The sequence below is a fragment of the Bradyrhizobium sp. 61 genome, from assembly GCF_023073075.1.
Lineage (GTDB): Bacteria > Pseudomonadota > Alphaproteobacteria > Rhizobiales > Xanthobacteraceae > Bradyrhizobium > Bradyrhizobium barranii.
Map to the genome: position 1 here is coordinate 96,584 of NZ_JADPIU010000026.1, position 13,878 is coordinate 110,461.

Annotated in this window: 14 protein-coding genes; 6 read left to right on the forward strand and 8 right to left on the reverse strand. The window is 66.1% G+C overall.

Going from position 1 to position 13,878, the window contains the following annotated elements; all coding sequences use genetic code 11:
• The first annotated feature begins 275 nt into the window (after positions 1–275).
• Positions 276–1,964 (forward strand): methyl-accepting chemotaxis protein, encoded by a 1,689-nt coding sequence (locus IVB46_RS09465; RefSeq protein ID WP_247314236.1) that lies wholly within the window; start codon positions 276–278, stop codon positions 1,962–1,964.
• A 3-nt stretch (positions 1,965–1,967) separates the two neighbouring features.
• Here IVB46_RS09465 and IVB46_RS09470 read toward each other — a convergent pair whose 3' ends face one another.
• The 6 genes from IVB46_RS09470 to IVB46_RS09495 all read right to left on the reverse strand — a co-directional run bounded on the left by IVB46_RS09470 (position 1,968) and on the right by IVB46_RS09495 (position 8,524).
• Positions 1,968–4,724, reverse strand: coding sequence for a DUF2339 domain-containing protein (locus IVB46_RS09470; protein ID WP_247314233.1), 2,757 nt, complete (start codon positions 4,722–4,724; stop codon positions 1,968–1,970).
• Between the two features lie 51 nt (positions 4,725–4,775).
• Positions 4,776–5,744: an NAD regulator gene (locus IVB46_RS09475; RefSeq protein ID WP_071916118.1), complete on the reverse strand. Its 969-nt coding sequence runs from the start codon at positions 5,742–5,744 to the stop codon at positions 4,776–4,778.
• Between the two features lie 19 nt (positions 5,745–5,763).
• A complete protein-coding gene (locus tag IVB46_RS09480) occupies positions 5,764–6,270 on the reverse strand; it encodes a protein-tyrosine-phosphatase (RefSeq protein ID WP_028152156.1) in 507 nt (168 codons plus the stop codon).
• Positions 6,271–6,414: 144 nt separating this feature from the next.
• Positions 6,415–7,029, reverse strand: a complete 615-nt coding sequence (locus tag IVB46_RS09485; RefSeq protein ID WP_085402572.1) for an HD family hydrolase — start codon at positions 7,027–7,029, stop codon at positions 6,415–6,417.
• Positions 7,026–7,652 (reverse strand): DNA-3-methyladenine glycosylase I, encoded by a 627-nt coding sequence (locus IVB46_RS09490; RefSeq protein WP_247314229.1) that lies wholly within the window; start codon positions 7,650–7,652, stop codon positions 7,026–7,028. Before IVB46_RS09490 ends, IVB46_RS09485 begins: the two co-directional genes overlap by 4 nt.
• On the reverse strand, positions 7,649–8,524 hold the full coding sequence (locus tag IVB46_RS09495) for a folate-binding protein (RefSeq protein ID WP_247314227.1): 876 nt from the start codon (positions 8,522–8,524) through the stop codon (positions 7,649–7,651). The genes IVB46_RS09490 and IVB46_RS09495 overlap by 4 nt, the downstream gene beginning before the upstream one ends.
• Before the next feature lie 101 nt (positions 8,525–8,625).
• On the opposite strand from IVB46_RS09495, the gene IVB46_RS09500 reads away from it, so the two are divergent.
• From IVB46_RS09500 to IVB46_RS09520, 5 genes are all read left to right on the forward strand, one after another.
• The gene (locus IVB46_RS09500; RefSeq protein WP_247314225.1) at positions 8,626–9,960 is read left to right on the forward strand and encodes a dihydroorotase; all 1,335 of its coding nucleotides are present in this window, start codon (positions 8,626–8,628) and stop codon (positions 9,958–9,960) included.
• 168 nt (positions 9,961–10,128) lie between these two features.
• Positions 10,129–10,998, forward strand: a complete 870-nt coding sequence (locus IVB46_RS09505; protein ID WP_247314223.1) for a sulfurtransferase — start codon at positions 10,129–10,131, stop codon at positions 10,996–10,998.
• 111 nt (positions 10,999–11,109) lie between these two features.
• On the forward strand, positions 11,110–11,799 hold the full coding sequence (locus IVB46_RS09510) for an RNA polymerase sigma factor (protein ID WP_247314221.1): 690 nt from the start codon (positions 11,110–11,112) through the stop codon (positions 11,797–11,799).
• Between the two features lie 88 nt (positions 11,800–11,887).
• A complete protein-coding gene (locus IVB46_RS09515; RefSeq protein ID WP_247314219.1) occupies positions 11,888–12,421 on the forward strand; it encodes a DUF4142 domain-containing protein in 534 nt (177 codons plus the stop codon).
• Positions 12,422–12,430: 9 nt separating this feature from the next.
• Positions 12,431–12,751 (forward strand): cupredoxin family copper-binding protein, encoded by a 321-nt coding sequence (locus tag IVB46_RS09520; protein WP_028152164.1) that lies wholly within the window; start codon positions 12,431–12,433, stop codon positions 12,749–12,751.
• Between the two features lie 196 nt (positions 12,752–12,947).
• Here IVB46_RS09520 and IVB46_RS09525 read toward each other — a convergent pair whose 3' ends face one another.
• Together IVB46_RS09525 and IVB46_RS09530 are read right to left on the reverse strand one after the other, a co-directional pair.
• Positions 12,948–13,214 carry a hypothetical protein gene (locus IVB46_RS09525; RefSeq protein ID WP_014497305.1) on the reverse strand — a complete coding sequence of 89 codons (267 nt, stop codon included), beginning with the start codon at positions 13,212–13,214 and terminating at the stop codon, positions 12,948–12,950.
• 277 nt (positions 13,215–13,491) lie between these two features.
• Positions 13,492–13,869 (reverse strand): TIGR02301 family protein, encoded by a 378-nt coding sequence (locus IVB46_RS09530; RefSeq protein WP_011085347.1) that lies wholly within the window; start codon positions 13,867–13,869, stop codon positions 13,492–13,494.
• Between the last annotated feature and the right edge of the window lie 9 nt (positions 13,870–13,878).

Here is a 13,878-nt window from a genome sequence, read left to right on the forward strand (position 1 = left end):
CTGTTCTGTTCGAGCCGCGCATCGCGGTGCGCCAGTGTGGCGTCGCGCGATGTCTGCTGCGCTGCAACCAATAATTGCGGAACATATAACGGCGGCGACAGCGAATTCCGTAGTTTCACGTAGGTTCCTGTTAACGCCTGTTTGCAACTATGAGCGCAATCTTACGGGATAAAAATCAGCCAGCATTGTTGAACTGACTTCCGCCCTGTCGTCCGTCGTGACGATGGCGGCGCAGGTGATTTGCGCGTTGCTAGGTCTCATCGGGATTTGCTGTGATGTCGAAGTTGTCGATCGTGTTCAAGCTTCTGACCGTGTTGTCGGTCCTCGTGCTGTCGCTCGCCGGCGTCGGCGTGACGGCGATCGGCACCATGCAGAGTATCAATTCCCACACCGTCGAGATCGCGGAGAGCTGGCTGCCGAGCGTGCGTGCGCTCGGCTCGCTTCGCGCCGATATCAACGAGCTGCGCGTCGCGCTGCGCCTGCACCTGATGCAGGACACCGCCGAGGGCAAGGAAGCCGCCGAGAAGCGCCTCGCCTCGCTGCAGGCGCGCATCGACCAGACCCGCAAGGTCTACGAGCCGCTGATCACCTCAGCCGAGGAGCGTTCGCTCTATGAGCAGTGGAGCAAGGCGTGGGCCGAGTACCTGAACGGGGTGCAGGACGTCATGGCGCTGTCGCGCAAGGGCGTCGGTCGCTTCCCGACCGATGCCAACGAGCTGTTGCAGACCAAGGTCGCGAAGATGGCCCAGGCCGCCGACCCGCTGCTCCAGAAGGGCATCGAGATGAACAACCGGGGCGCCGAGCTGGAGACGAAGCAGGCGGCCGACAGCTACGCCACGATCTTCCGCGTGCTGGTCGGCATCATCGTGTTCTCGGTCGTGATCGCGATCGGTGCCGCCTATTATCTCGTGCGTGACGTGTCTCGCGGCATTGCCTCGATCATCCATCCGATGCAGTCGCTTGGCGAAGGCGACCTCTCCGCCGAGGTGCCGCATCGCGGCGAGAAGACCGAGATCGGCTCGATGGCGGATGCGCTCCAGATCTTCAAGGAGGCGTTGATCGCCAAGAAGGCCGCCGACGAAGTCGCTGCGGCCGACGCCGAGGCCAAGATCGAACGCGGCCGCCGCGTCGACGCCATCACCCGCAAGTTCGAGGCCATGATCGGCGAGGTCGTCGGCACCGTGTCGTCGGCCTCGACCGAGCTCGAGGCCTCCGCGACCACGCTGAGCAGCACCGCTCAGCGCGGACAGGAGCTTGCGACCGTGGTCGCTGCGGCGTCCGAGGAAGCCTCCACCAACGTCCAGGCGGTTGCGTCCGCATCGGAGGAGCTGTCGTCCTCCATCACCGAGATCAGCCGCCGCGTGCAGGATTCGGCGCGGATGGCCGCGGAGGCCGTCGAGCAGGCCACACGGACCAACGACCGCGTCAACGCGCTGTCGCAGGCGGCATCCCGAATCGGCGACGTGGTCGAGCTGATCAACACCATCGCCGGCCAGACCAACCTGCTGGCGCTCAACGCCACCATCGAGGCGGCGCGTGCCGGTGAAGCCGGCCGCGGCTTCGCGGTCGTCGCCTCCGAGGTCAAGGCGCTGGCCGAGCAGACCGCGAAAGCGACCGGCGAGATCGGGGCGCAGGTCTCCGGGATCCAGTCCGCGACGCAGGAATCCGTCAGCGCCATCCAGGAGATCGGCGGCACCATCGAGCGGCTGTCCGAGGTGGCGGCGGCCATCGCAGCCGCCGTCGAGGAACAGGGCGCGGCCACGCAGGAGATCTCGCGCAACGTGCAGCAGGCTTCGGTCGGCACGCAGGAGGTCTCGATGAACATCACGGACGTTCAGCGCGGTGCGATCGAGACCGGCTCGGCGTCGACGGAGGTGCTGTCGGCGGCGAAATCGCTGGCGACCGACAGCACGCGGCTCAAAGTCGAGGTCGCGCAGTTCCTGGAGTCGGTCCGCGCGGCTTGATCCTCAAGTGCTCGCCTGCGGAGCCGGCGGCGGTGCTATCTGCCGCCGGAACAGGATGCGCTGGTAGAGCCACCCGATCGCGACCAGCACGATGCCGAGGCACATGAACGACAGCGCGCGGTAGACGCCTGTCAGCGTCGACATGTCGATCACGAAGGCCTTCAGGATCGTCAGCGCGATCACCGCGGCCGACGCCAGCCGTGCCCGCTCGGAGTTGACGAGAATGCCGACGCCGAGCAGCACCACGCCGAAGCCGAGCCAGCCGATCGAATAGGTGTATTGCTCCGCGCCCGTGGTGGCGCCGTAGAGCAGGACCGGGCCGTGATAGAAGCGGCGGATCTCCAGCGTCAAATAGGTGAGCGCGAACACCAGCGCAGCGCCGGCAATCGTGTTCGCATAGGCGACGGGGCGATGTCCGGCCACCGCATAGGACAGCAGCAGCATCAGCACCGCCGGGAGAGCGTAGCCGAGCAGCAGCAGGTTGAAGACGAGACCGCCGACATCGACGCTGGAGAGCAGCCACGGATTCTCCAGGATCAGCAGGCCGAACACGCTGATGAGCCCGGCGATCGCGGTGAGCGCGATCGCGCCGACGTTGTGAACGATGCTGTGGCTCCTCAGCCGCAGCCGCTCCAGCCCGATCGCCATGGCGAGCGCGACGCAGACTTGCAGGGCAAATTCGAGCAGCGAGGGCGGCGACGTCATGCGGCCGCCGGTGGCGAGATGCCGGATCTCCATGAAGGCGAGCAGCGCGGTGAACAGGATCGCGGCGGCCTCCACGATGCGCAGCGGCGGATCGTCGCCGCGGCGGCGCAGGAAGATGCTCGCGCCCCAGAACGAGGCCGCCGGCAGGCCGTAGCCCCACAATAGCCAGTTGAAGATCGGCGTGGTGCCGACGGCATCGCCGACGATGCGCGGATCATAGCCGATGCGCGCGGTCACGATCGCGGCAAAGATGGCGGCGAGCCGGCGCAGGACCGGGATCGGCCGCGGCAGCGAGATCCAGGCCGTGCCGAGCGACATCAGCGCCAGCGCGATGGTGAGCCAGCCCTTTTCGAGGGCGAAGGTCAGCGCCAGCGCCAGCGCGCCGAGCGTGCCGGTCGCGAACAGCGCGACGGAGGTCGCAGTACCCGGCCGATCTTCGCGGCGCGCCAGCGCTTCGGTCGCAGCGCCAAAGGCGGCGGCGAGCAGCACCGCGAGGATCGCGAACGGGATCGAGCGGTCGAGATGGGCGATGCGCGCGTAGAGCGCAACGAGGATCGCGATCGGCGTCGCAACGGCTGCCGCCGACCACACCACCGGAATGACCGCCGAGCTCGAGCGGCCCTGCGCGAGGAAGCCCGCGATGCCGAAGCCGGCAGCGAAGATTGCGGCCATCACCAGATGCAGCGTCACCGAGCTGTCGGTGGCGACCGGTCCAACGCCGGGCATCGGGCCGCCCGGCAGCACCAGCATGTCGGGATTGGCGCGCACCGCCCATTCGGCGAACACGATGAAGACGGTCGCTGCGGCCGCGCCCAGCGCGCCGGTCGCCGCCGGCGCGCGCCAGGCGACGAGTAGCGTCGCACCAACGAGAAGCGTGAAGGCGATCAGCGCAAGGTCCGCATGCGCGCTCGACAGCACGATCAGCATCGCGCCGAACAAATAGGCGCCAAGCGAGCTCGACGACACCGGCTCGATCTCGCCGTCCTCGATGGTCGGGCCGAACATGAAGCCGCAGACCACGAGCAGAGCGGCGAGCACGAAGCCCGCGATTGCATGGAAGGTGTGCGGCGCGACCTGCAGCTCGCTGGTATCGAGACCCGGGAAGATCCAGAGCACGGCGAAGGCGATGGTGGTCACCGCGAGCCAGCGCCACAGCCGGATGCGCGCGAGGCCGAAGCTCGCGGCGGTGACGATCGCAAGATAAATATAGAGCGCCCAATAATCCGGCTTGCCGCTGGAGACGAGGATTGGCGTCACGAACGCGCCGACCACGCCGAGGCCCGCGAGTGCGGGCCCATGCAACAGTGCCGCGGCGAGCGTGCCCATCGCGACGATGCCGAGCAGCACGAAAGCGGTGGCGGGCACGAGGAAGCCATAGAGCGCATAGGCCGCGTAGATGGTCGCGAACGCCACGGCCGTTCCAGCCGCGGTGAGGATCGCGGGGATGTTGGCGATCGGCAGCGCCGCGATGTTGGAGATGCTCTCCTTGCGCCGCGACCATTCGCCGGCGCCCAGCAGCGCGGCTGCGAACAGCCCGCCGAGGAACACGCGCACGCCGGGGCCGACGAGACCTGCCTCGATCGAATAGCGCACCATGAAGAAGCCGCCGAGCGCGAGCGCAAGGCCGCCGATCCAGACCACCCAGCGCGTGCCGAGCCGCTCCTCGAAGCCAGGCTCTCTAATATCAGGCGCCGGCGCGGGCAAAGGCGGCGGTGCGTAGGCCTCGGTGCTCGCCGCAAGCGGCGGCGGTGCATCGGCTTCGGTGCTCGCTGCGAGCGGCCGCGGTGAAACCTCTTCGGTGACGAGCGGAGGCGGTGCTGCCTCGGCTTCGGGCGCGAGCGGCGGCGGCTCGGCGGCCGTCGTCGCGGGCGCCTCGGCCTGCACCTGCGTGGGCATCAGCGGCGGTGGCTGCACCTGCCGCTGCGCGTAAAACATCTCTTCGAGCGAGGCCAGCCGGCGCCGCAGCTCGGCCGCCTGGCTGGAGGCCTTGATCGCGATCAGGACAGCGATGATCGCAATGATCAGCGCAAAGACGTCAAACGGGCCGTCGAACATGAAGCCTCCAGGCAACCGGCGGGCAGGGGCCGGTCACGCAAATCCTAGGATCTAGCGCCGGGAGCGTACGCGCAAGCCCGGCGCGGGTCGTTCCTGGAGCACGTCGCGGCGGAAGCGGTAGAGCGCCGCCGGCCGTCCGCCGGTCTGTGTCGACATCACCCCGGTCGGTTCGACCAGGGCTTCGGTTTCGACCAGGCGGCGGAAATTTTGCTTGTGCAGGTGCCGGCCGGAGATCGCCTCCACCGTGTACTGCAGTTCAGTGAGTGTGAACTCCGCGGTCAAAAGTTCAAAGACCACAGGACGATACTTCAGTTTTGCGCGCAGCCGCGCGATCGCGGTTGCGAGAATCCGGCGGTGATCGAATCGCATCGAGGTGCCGAGCGTGGGAAGCTGCTTGCGCGCCAATGCCGCAGGGCGGCCGTCGCGCCGCGCCTCCTCGATCAGCCCGGCCTCGTACAAGAGCTCGTAGCGGTCGAGCACGCGCTCCTCGTCCCAGGGCGCGCCGTCGAGACCGAAATAGAACCGCACGCGATCCCGGCGCGGCAGAGCGCGTGTGGTCTCCGGCGTCTCCTCCTCGGCCCATAGCGTCAGCGCCGGAATGATGTCACGGGCGATGATCGCGGGCGGCTCCTCGCGCCAGTCTTCCCAGGGGAGGAAGCGATACCACGGTTCGAAGCTCGCGCCTGTTGCTGCGAGTTCGCCGCCCACCGCGCGCGTCAGCGCGAGATAGCCGATCGACACCATATGCGCACCGGTGTCGCCGGCCTCGGCGTGACGGCCACGATCGCCGAACGTGTAGAGCTGTTCGACATAGCCGAGCCGCAAGCCCGCCTGCGCCTCGACCCAGGCGCGCAGGCCGATCTCGAACGTGCGATGGCTCGGCGCATCGAACGGCCCGAACGGCAGGCCCGCCAGCCCATCACTGCTGTGCGCGGTGAGGATCAGCGGCTCATGATCCTCGATCGCGACGATCGCCGCGGTCAGGCCGATCTCGATCGGCGTCAGCTGCGTGTCGCTCATGCGGCTGATGTCGCAGTTGTCATTCGAGCTCGATCACGAAGGGGCGGCCTTCCACCATCATGGCGCCCGGGCCCATCTCGTCGAGCGCGCGCAGCATGCGGCCGTTGCGCCCAAGCGCGCGGTCGGCAAGGCCGACGATGCGGCGGTTCGGCGAGGCTATCGGCGAGGCCGCGCGGATCTTCTTGGCGATCTCGATCTCGTCGCGATCCGGATTGAGGGCGCAGACGGCCGCGAATGCGCTCGCGGTGGAGCGGCTGATGCCGGCATAGCAATGCACCACCAGCGGCGCGCTGCGGTCCCAGCCGCGCACGAAATTCAGCACCTGGTCGATATGAGCTTCGGATGGTGCGGTGAAGCCGTCCATCTCCTCGGTGATGTCGTCCATCGACACTTTGAGATGGTTGGCCGGCAGCACCGACACCGGACGTGCCACCTGCTCGACATTGGCCATGACGGTCAGCACATGGCTGGCCCTGGTGAGGCGGACGGTTTCGGGAAGGGCGGCGAGGGAACAGACGTGGATCATGGCGGACCTTTTTGCCGCTGATTATAGCGAGCGCTCGTAGGGTGGGCAAAGGCGCATCGCGCCGTGCCCACGGTTTCGCACCGCGCACATTGCGGCTAGTTTGGTGGGCGCGCTTCGCTTTGCCCACCCTACGAAGGGATGATGCTAGGCGAACACCGCGTTGAACCGCTCAAGAAACTGCTTCTCGGCCCGCGCCGCGGTCCAGGGCGTGAGGTAGTCGCGGCGGACGCTGTCGGAGAGGCCGGGGTCCCTGCCGAACAGGCGCTTCGCCTCGCTTTCGCTGAAGCCGGCAAGCTCGGTTGCCTCCAGATAGGCCGCACCGCGATCGGCGGCCTTGATGGCTTGCGTGATCTCCTCGGGCAGCGCCGGCGGCAGGCCGAAGCGGATGTGGATGGCGCCGAGCAGGCGCTTCTCGACCGCCTTGTAGTGGCCGTCGAGCACGGCCTTGAACGGCGAGATCATGTCGCCGATCACGTATTCGGGCGCATCGTGCAGCAGGGCGGCGAGCCGCATGCGCTCGTCGACGCGCGGCATCTCGTGCCGCATCACGGTCTCCACCAGAAGCGTGTGCTGCGCGACCGAGAAGATGTGCGCGCCGGTGGTCTGCCCGTTCCAGCGCGCCACGCGCGCCAGCCCATGCGCGATGTCGGCGATCTCGACATCGAGCGGAGAGGGATCGAGCAGATCGAGCCGGCGGCCCGACAGCATGCGCTGCCAGGCGCGGGATGCCACGTCGCGTGCCGTTTTCTTCGCGGTCATTTGGCCTTGAGGCGCGGCTTGCGCTGCGTCTTGCCGCAGCTCGCGTGACAATGGCAGTCGACGAGATGGTCGTTGACCATGCCGGTCGCCTCCATGAAGGCGTAGACGATGGTCGGGCCGACGAATTTGAAACCGCGCGAGGACAGTTCCTTGGAGATCTGCATCGACAGCGGCGTCGAGGCCGGCACGCTCGCAGTGGTCTTGTAATTGTTGACCTTGGGCCGTCCGTCCATGAAGTCCCACAACAGCTTCGAGAAGCCCGGGCCCTTCGCCATGATGTCGAGATACGATTTCGCGCTCAGGATCGCGCCGTCGATCTTGGCGCGGTTGCGCACGATGCCGGCATCGTTCATCAGCGCGTGCACCTTCTTGTCGTTGTAGCGCGCGATCTTCTCCGGCTGAAAATCATCGAAGGCTTTGCGGAAATTGTCGCGCTTGCGCAGGATCGTGATCCAGGAGAGGCCGGCCTGGAAGCCGTCGAGGATCAGCTTTTCATACAGCGCACGGTCGTCATATTCCGGCACGCCCCATTCGGTGTCGTGATAGGCGACATAGAGCGGGTCTTCGCCGGGCCAGGGGCAGCGGGTCTTTCCGTCGGGATGCAGGCGGGGGGCTCGGCTCATGCGATGGGCTGCTTCAGGGGAATGCGGACGACGTCGGGTTCGGCGAGCCTCACGGCGAGGCCGCCGGCGGTGAGCGGCTGGCCGGCATCGAGCGCGTCCGCAACGCGGTCGATACGCACCAGCGCGATGCCTTTGCCTTGCGCGGACGAGCCCATCGTGCCGACCGGCTTGTCACCGGCCATAACACTGACGCCGGCCTCCGGCGAGAGGTCATCGAGCAGCACCTTGACGCTGCGGGTGCGCGCGGTGCCGCGATGCTGCATGCGCGAGACGACCTCCTGGCCGACATAGCAGCCCTTGTCGAAATCGACGCCGGCAAGGCGGTCCATGTTGGTCTCGTGCGGGAATGCATCGCTGTACATGAAATCGAGTCCGCCGCGCGGCACGCCGAGCGCGATACGATGCGCCTCGTATTCGGCGGCATCGACCAGCTCGGCGCCGATGAGGTCGGACAGCTTCTGCTTGAGGTCTTCGGGGATCAGGATGCGAGTGCCGAGCGCATCATTGCGCGGATCGGTGAACGCGAGGTCCGGCTGCGCCGCAAGCTGGCCGTCCCAGGCCGCGAGCACGCCGAGATCGAGGTTTTCCACCGTGACCTTGGCGCGCAGCTTGTAGAATTTCAGCTTGGTGGCGAGGCCCTCGGCCAGCGCCTTCGGACAGTCGATCAGGAACCCGCCGCCATGGCCTGCGGGCACCTCTGTGATCAGGAAATCCACGATGATCTTGCCCTGCGGCGTCAGCAGCGCACCGAATCGCCCCAGGCCCGGCTTCAGCCTGTCGAGATCGGTCGTGATCAGGCCGTTGAGGAAGTTGCGCGCGTCCTCGCCCGCGACCTTGACCACGCTCCGGTCGGGAAGAAACGCTGATTTCATGTGAAAATCTCTTGCGACATGTTGCTCCGGAACGTAAGCCCGCAAGGCATAAACGACAAGACCTCAAGCCCCGCGCTTGGGGACGAGAGAGGCCTTCAGCCATGACCCAGCGCTTCGATGTGATCCTCAAAGGCGGCACCGTCGTCAACCAGGACGGCGAGGGTGTTCGCGATATCGGCATCACCAACGGCCGCATCGCGGAGCTGGGCCCGCTGTCGCAGGCCTCCGCCGCGGAGGTGATCAACTGCAAGGGCCTCCACATCCTGCCCGGCGTGATGGACACCCAGGTGCATTTCCGCGAGCCCGGGCTGGAGCAGAAGGAAGACCTCGAGACAGGTTCGCGCAGCGCCGTGATGGGCGGCGTCACCGCCGTGTTCGAGATGCCGAATACGTCGCCATTGACCGTGACGGAGGCCACCTTCACCGACAAGGTGAAGCGTGCCCATCATCGCATGCACTGCGATTTCGCCTTCTTCATCGGCGGCACCCGCGAGAACGTGCAGGACCTGCCGGTGCTGGAGCGCGCGCCCGGCTGCGCGGGCGTCAAGGTGTTCATCGGCTCGTCGACCGGCGCGCTGCTGGTGGAGGACGACGAGAGCCTGCGCCGCATCTTCCAGGTGATCCGCCGCCGCGCCGCCTTCCACGCCGAAGACGAATACCGCCTCAACGACCGCAAGTCGCTGCGCATCGAGGGCGATCCGCGTTCGCATCCGGTCTGGCGCGACGAGACCGCGGCGTTGATGGCGACGCAGCGGCTGGTCAAGCTCGCGCACGAGACCGGCAAGCGCATCCACGTGCTGCACATCTCGACCAAGGAAGAGATCGAGTTCCTGCGCGACCACAAGGATGTCGCGTCCTGCGAGGCGACGCCGCATCATCTGACGCTGGTCGCGCCCGAATGCTACGAGCGGCTCGGCACGCTGGCGCAGATGAACCCGCCGGTGCGCGGGGCCGATCACCGCGCCGGCATCTGGCGCGGCATCGAGCAGGGCATCATCGACGTGCTCGGCTCCGACCATGCCCCGCATACGCTGGAAGAGAAGTCGAAGACCTATCCAGCATCGCCCTCCGGCATGACCGGGGTGCAAACGCTGGTGCCGCTCATGCTCGACCACGTCAACGCCGGCCGCCTGTCGCTGGCGCGCTTCGTCGATCTCACCAGCGCCGGCCCCGCGCGTCTCTACAACATGGCCTGCAAGGGCCGCATTGCCGCGGGCTACGACGCCGACTTCACGGTCGTCGATCTCAAGCGCAGCGAAACCATCACCAACAAATGGGTGGCGTCCAAAGCCGGCTGGACCCCCTATGACGGCGTCCGCGTCACCGGCTGGCCCGTCGGCACCTTCATCCGCGGCCGCCGCGTGATGTGGCAGGGCGAGATCGTGACACCGTCGCAGGGCGAGCCGGTGCGGTTTCTGGAGACGCTGAAGCAGTAAGGGGCAGGGCTGCGCCGTTCACTCCGGTGTCATGCCCCGCGGAGGCGGGGCATCCAGTACGCCGCGGCTTTTCGGTTCGATCGCCGCCGCCTCTGGAATACTGGATTGCCCGCTTTCGCGGGCAATGACAGAGTGCCAGGAAGCGCAAGCTCAAATTGGGAGAGAGCAATGTCCCAACCGACACCCCTCATCACCACCGCGCAACTCGCCGCGATACTCGGTGATCCCAACCTCCGCCTCTACGACTGCACGACCTACAACGAGCCGGTGCCGCCGGGCAGCGATGTGCCCTATCGCGCGGTGCCCGGCGACAAGACGTTCGCGGCCGGCCACATCCCCGGCGCGGACTTTCTCGACCTGCAAGGCGAGTTCTCCGACACCTCCGCGCAACAGCTCTTCATGATGGCTGGCGTGCCCCAGCTAGAGGCCGCCTTCGGTCGCCACGGCGCTGACGCATCCAAGACCATCGTGCTCTACAGCATCGGCACCATGATGTGGTCGACGCGATTCTGGTGGATGCTGCGCTCGCTCGGTGTCGATGCACAGGTGCTCGACGGCGGTTTTGACAAATGGAAGGACGAGGGGCACCCGGTCGAGACGGGCGCGCCGAAGGGCTATCCCGCCACAACCTTCAAGGCCGCGCCGCGCGCGGGCTTCTTCGTCGACAGGAACACTGTGAAGGCGCGGATCGGCGATCCCTCGACCGTGATCGTCAACGCGCTCGGGCCGCTATTTCATCAAGGCCTCGAGCCGAGCCGCTACGGCCGGCCCGGCCGCGTGCCCGGTAGCGTCAACGTGCCGGCGGCCACGCTCGCCAAGGCCGACAAGACACTGACGACGCTTGCCGACGCCGAAGCGAAGTTCGCGGCCCAGGGCGTTACGCGCGACAAGAATGTGATCTGCTATTGCGGCGGCGGCATCTCGGCGACGATCGACCTGCTCATGCTGACACAGCTCGGCTACGACAAGCTGACGCTGTACGATGCCTCCATGGGCGAATGGGCGAGGGATCCGGCACTGCCGATCGAGACGGACTAGGGGGCACTCTTACCCTCCCCCTCCGGGGGAGGATAAGGAAAAAAGTCGGGAACCTTTTCGCCGCCCCCGCATCCAATGTCCGAGAGCAACGGAAACAAGCAGGTGACCACCATGCAGCGGATCGCAGCCGGCCTGTCCGCCGGCGCCAGAGCATCGGAAGCCGAACTGGTCGATCGCGCGCGGGGCCGTGACGAGGCCGCGTTGCGCGAGATCATGCAGGCCAACAACCGCAGGCTCTACCGTCTAGCGCGCGGTATCCTGCGCAGCGACAGCGAAGCTGAGGACGTGGTGCAGGAAACCTATGTCCGGGCCTTTACCCATCTGGACGACTTTCGCGGCGAGTCCGGGCTGTCGACCTGGCTGTCGCGCATTGCCATCAACGAGGCGCTTGGCCGGGCGCGAAGCCGCAAGCCGCATGTCGAGCTCAGCGCTCTGCCGGAAGAGGCGCTCGACGCGCAGATCATAAAATTTCCCGTTTCTCCCGCAGGCGATCCGGAAAGGACCATGGCCCAACGTGAAATCCAGCGCGTCGTCGAACGCGCAATCGACGAACTGCCGGATGTGTTCCGCATGGTCTTCGTCGCGCGCGTCATGGAGGGAATGAACATCGAGGAGACCGCCGATCTGCTCGGCGTCAAGCCCGAGACCGTGAAGACGCGGCTGCACCGTGCGCGCACCATGCTGCGCGAGAACGTCGAGAAGGAGATCGGTCCGGTTATGATGGATGCGTTCCCGTTTGCCGGGTGGCGCTGCGAGCGGCTGACCGTATCGGTGCTGAAGCGGCTCGGCAGCGGCGGCTGAAGTTTTTCGGGAACGTTTGCGCGAAAATCCCATCCAATGCCTGTGAAGCAACGCCGGCAAACCGTCCGGCAGCACAGGAGTTTCAAACATGTTTACCCGATGGAGCACGGCGATCGCCGCGGCAATTCTGTTGTCGAGCCCAGCGCTGCTGCAAGGCGCGAGCGCAGCCGACAAGCCCACCGATCCGCAGATCGCTCACATCGCCTACACCGCGGGCGTGATCGACATCAACGCGGCCAAGCAGGCGCAGAAAAAGGCCAAGAACAAGGACGTCAAGGCGTTTGCCGAGGACATGCTGCGCGACCACGAGGCGGTCAACAAGCAGGCGCTGGCGCTGGTCAAGAAGCTGAACGTTACGCCTGAAGACAACGATACCAGCAAGGCGCTGTCGAAGCAGGCGAGCGACAAGCTGGCGGAGCTCGACAAGCTGAGCGGCGCGGCCTTCGACAAGGCCTATGTCGCGAACGAGGTCGCCTACCACAAGGCGGTCAACGGCGCGCTGGAAACCCAGCTCATCCCGTCCGCCGGCAATGCCGAGCTCAAGAGCCTGTTGCAGACCGGCCTGAAGATTTTTCAGGGCCATCAGCAGCACGCCGAGCATGTCGCGGCCGAGCTGAAATAGGGGGGTGGCATGAAGCCGGGACACCTCGCTTCGATCGCGCTTGCGGTCGTCTTGCTGTCGATCGTCGTCCCGGCGCGCGCCGCGACCATTCAGATCACAATGGACAATCTCGTGGTTTCACCGGCCGAAACGTCCGCGAAGGTCGGCGATACCATCGAATGGATCAACAAGGACGTGTTCGCGCACACCGCCACGGCGAAGAGCGGCGATTTCGACGTGATGCTGCCACCGAAGAAGTCGGCAACGTTTGTTCTGAAGAAGGCGGGAACAGTCGATTATTACTGCCGCTATCATCCCAACATGAAAGCGACGCTCAAGGTCGCGCCGTGAGGGAGGAGGGAGTGCATTCCCGATCGTAGTGGGAATATCTCCCGGTCATCGCGAGACTAATGCTTGTCCGGGGGAGGCGGCTTCCGTGCGATAAACGCGGCAGACTTCGCGAACCTGTTCGCCAGAGCCCGTTCGCCAGGTCATTCATCCGTAGACTGGCCCCGCCCGTGTGGCGGGGTCATTTTTCGCAAGAAGCTTACTGCCTTGCGAGAGTGACCGAGAATTCGCCGTTGCGGATGCGGCCCGGAAAGCCCTCGACGAATTTCGCCACCGCATCCTCGCCGTAGGTGCCGACGAGCTCGGCGAATGCCGCAAACAGGCTCGCCTGCGCCAGGCAGTCACCGTCGACGCCATCATGGCGCGCTTCGGCCCAGGCCTCGTTGAGATAGCTCAGCGCGGCCTGTTTCTGCTCGTGATCGGGCAGCGGCGCGCGGGCGGGGGCGTAGGACACTGAATGGCTCATGAAACTCGATCAGGGCTGGGGCGCGATCCACGGCGATGCGCTGTACGAAAGGTGTAGCACGCGTATTAACGCCCGCTAGGCCACATCTTTAGGAACGGTTAACGGCTGTGAACAAAGTCGATGACAGGGTTCCGGATGCGCGTTCGAAGGTTCGACCCTCATGGTGAGGAGGCGCGTTAGCGCCGTCTCGAACCATAGAGGCCGTGCTGCGGCAGCGGGGCCTTGCATCCTTCGAGACGCGCGCGAAGAGCGCGCTCCTCAGGATGAGGAGATGCGCTCAGTTTGCGTAACGCGCCGTGAGATCCCGCGAGATCTTCGAGCCTTCCTCGATATAGCGCCGGATCGCCACCGTCGCGGCCGGCGTGCAGCTCCGATAGGTCTGCTGGAAGCCGTTATAGCCGCGGTTGAAGCCGGCGATCATGCGGGTGCGGCGCTCGCCCGAGGGGGTTTCGGCATCGATCAGCGCCTGCATCTCGCTGCGCCATTTGTTGCCCTCGTTGGACCCGCAGATGCCGCGCAGATAGTGCAGGCCGCCCAAAATCTCCGCCAGACGCTGCAAATCGGCGTCAAACGGCGCCGCCACGTCCTGGGCCCTCGTGGGCACGGAGGCGCAGGCGAGAATCAGGGCAAAAATGGCCAGAAATCGCGTGGACATCGGCGGGGT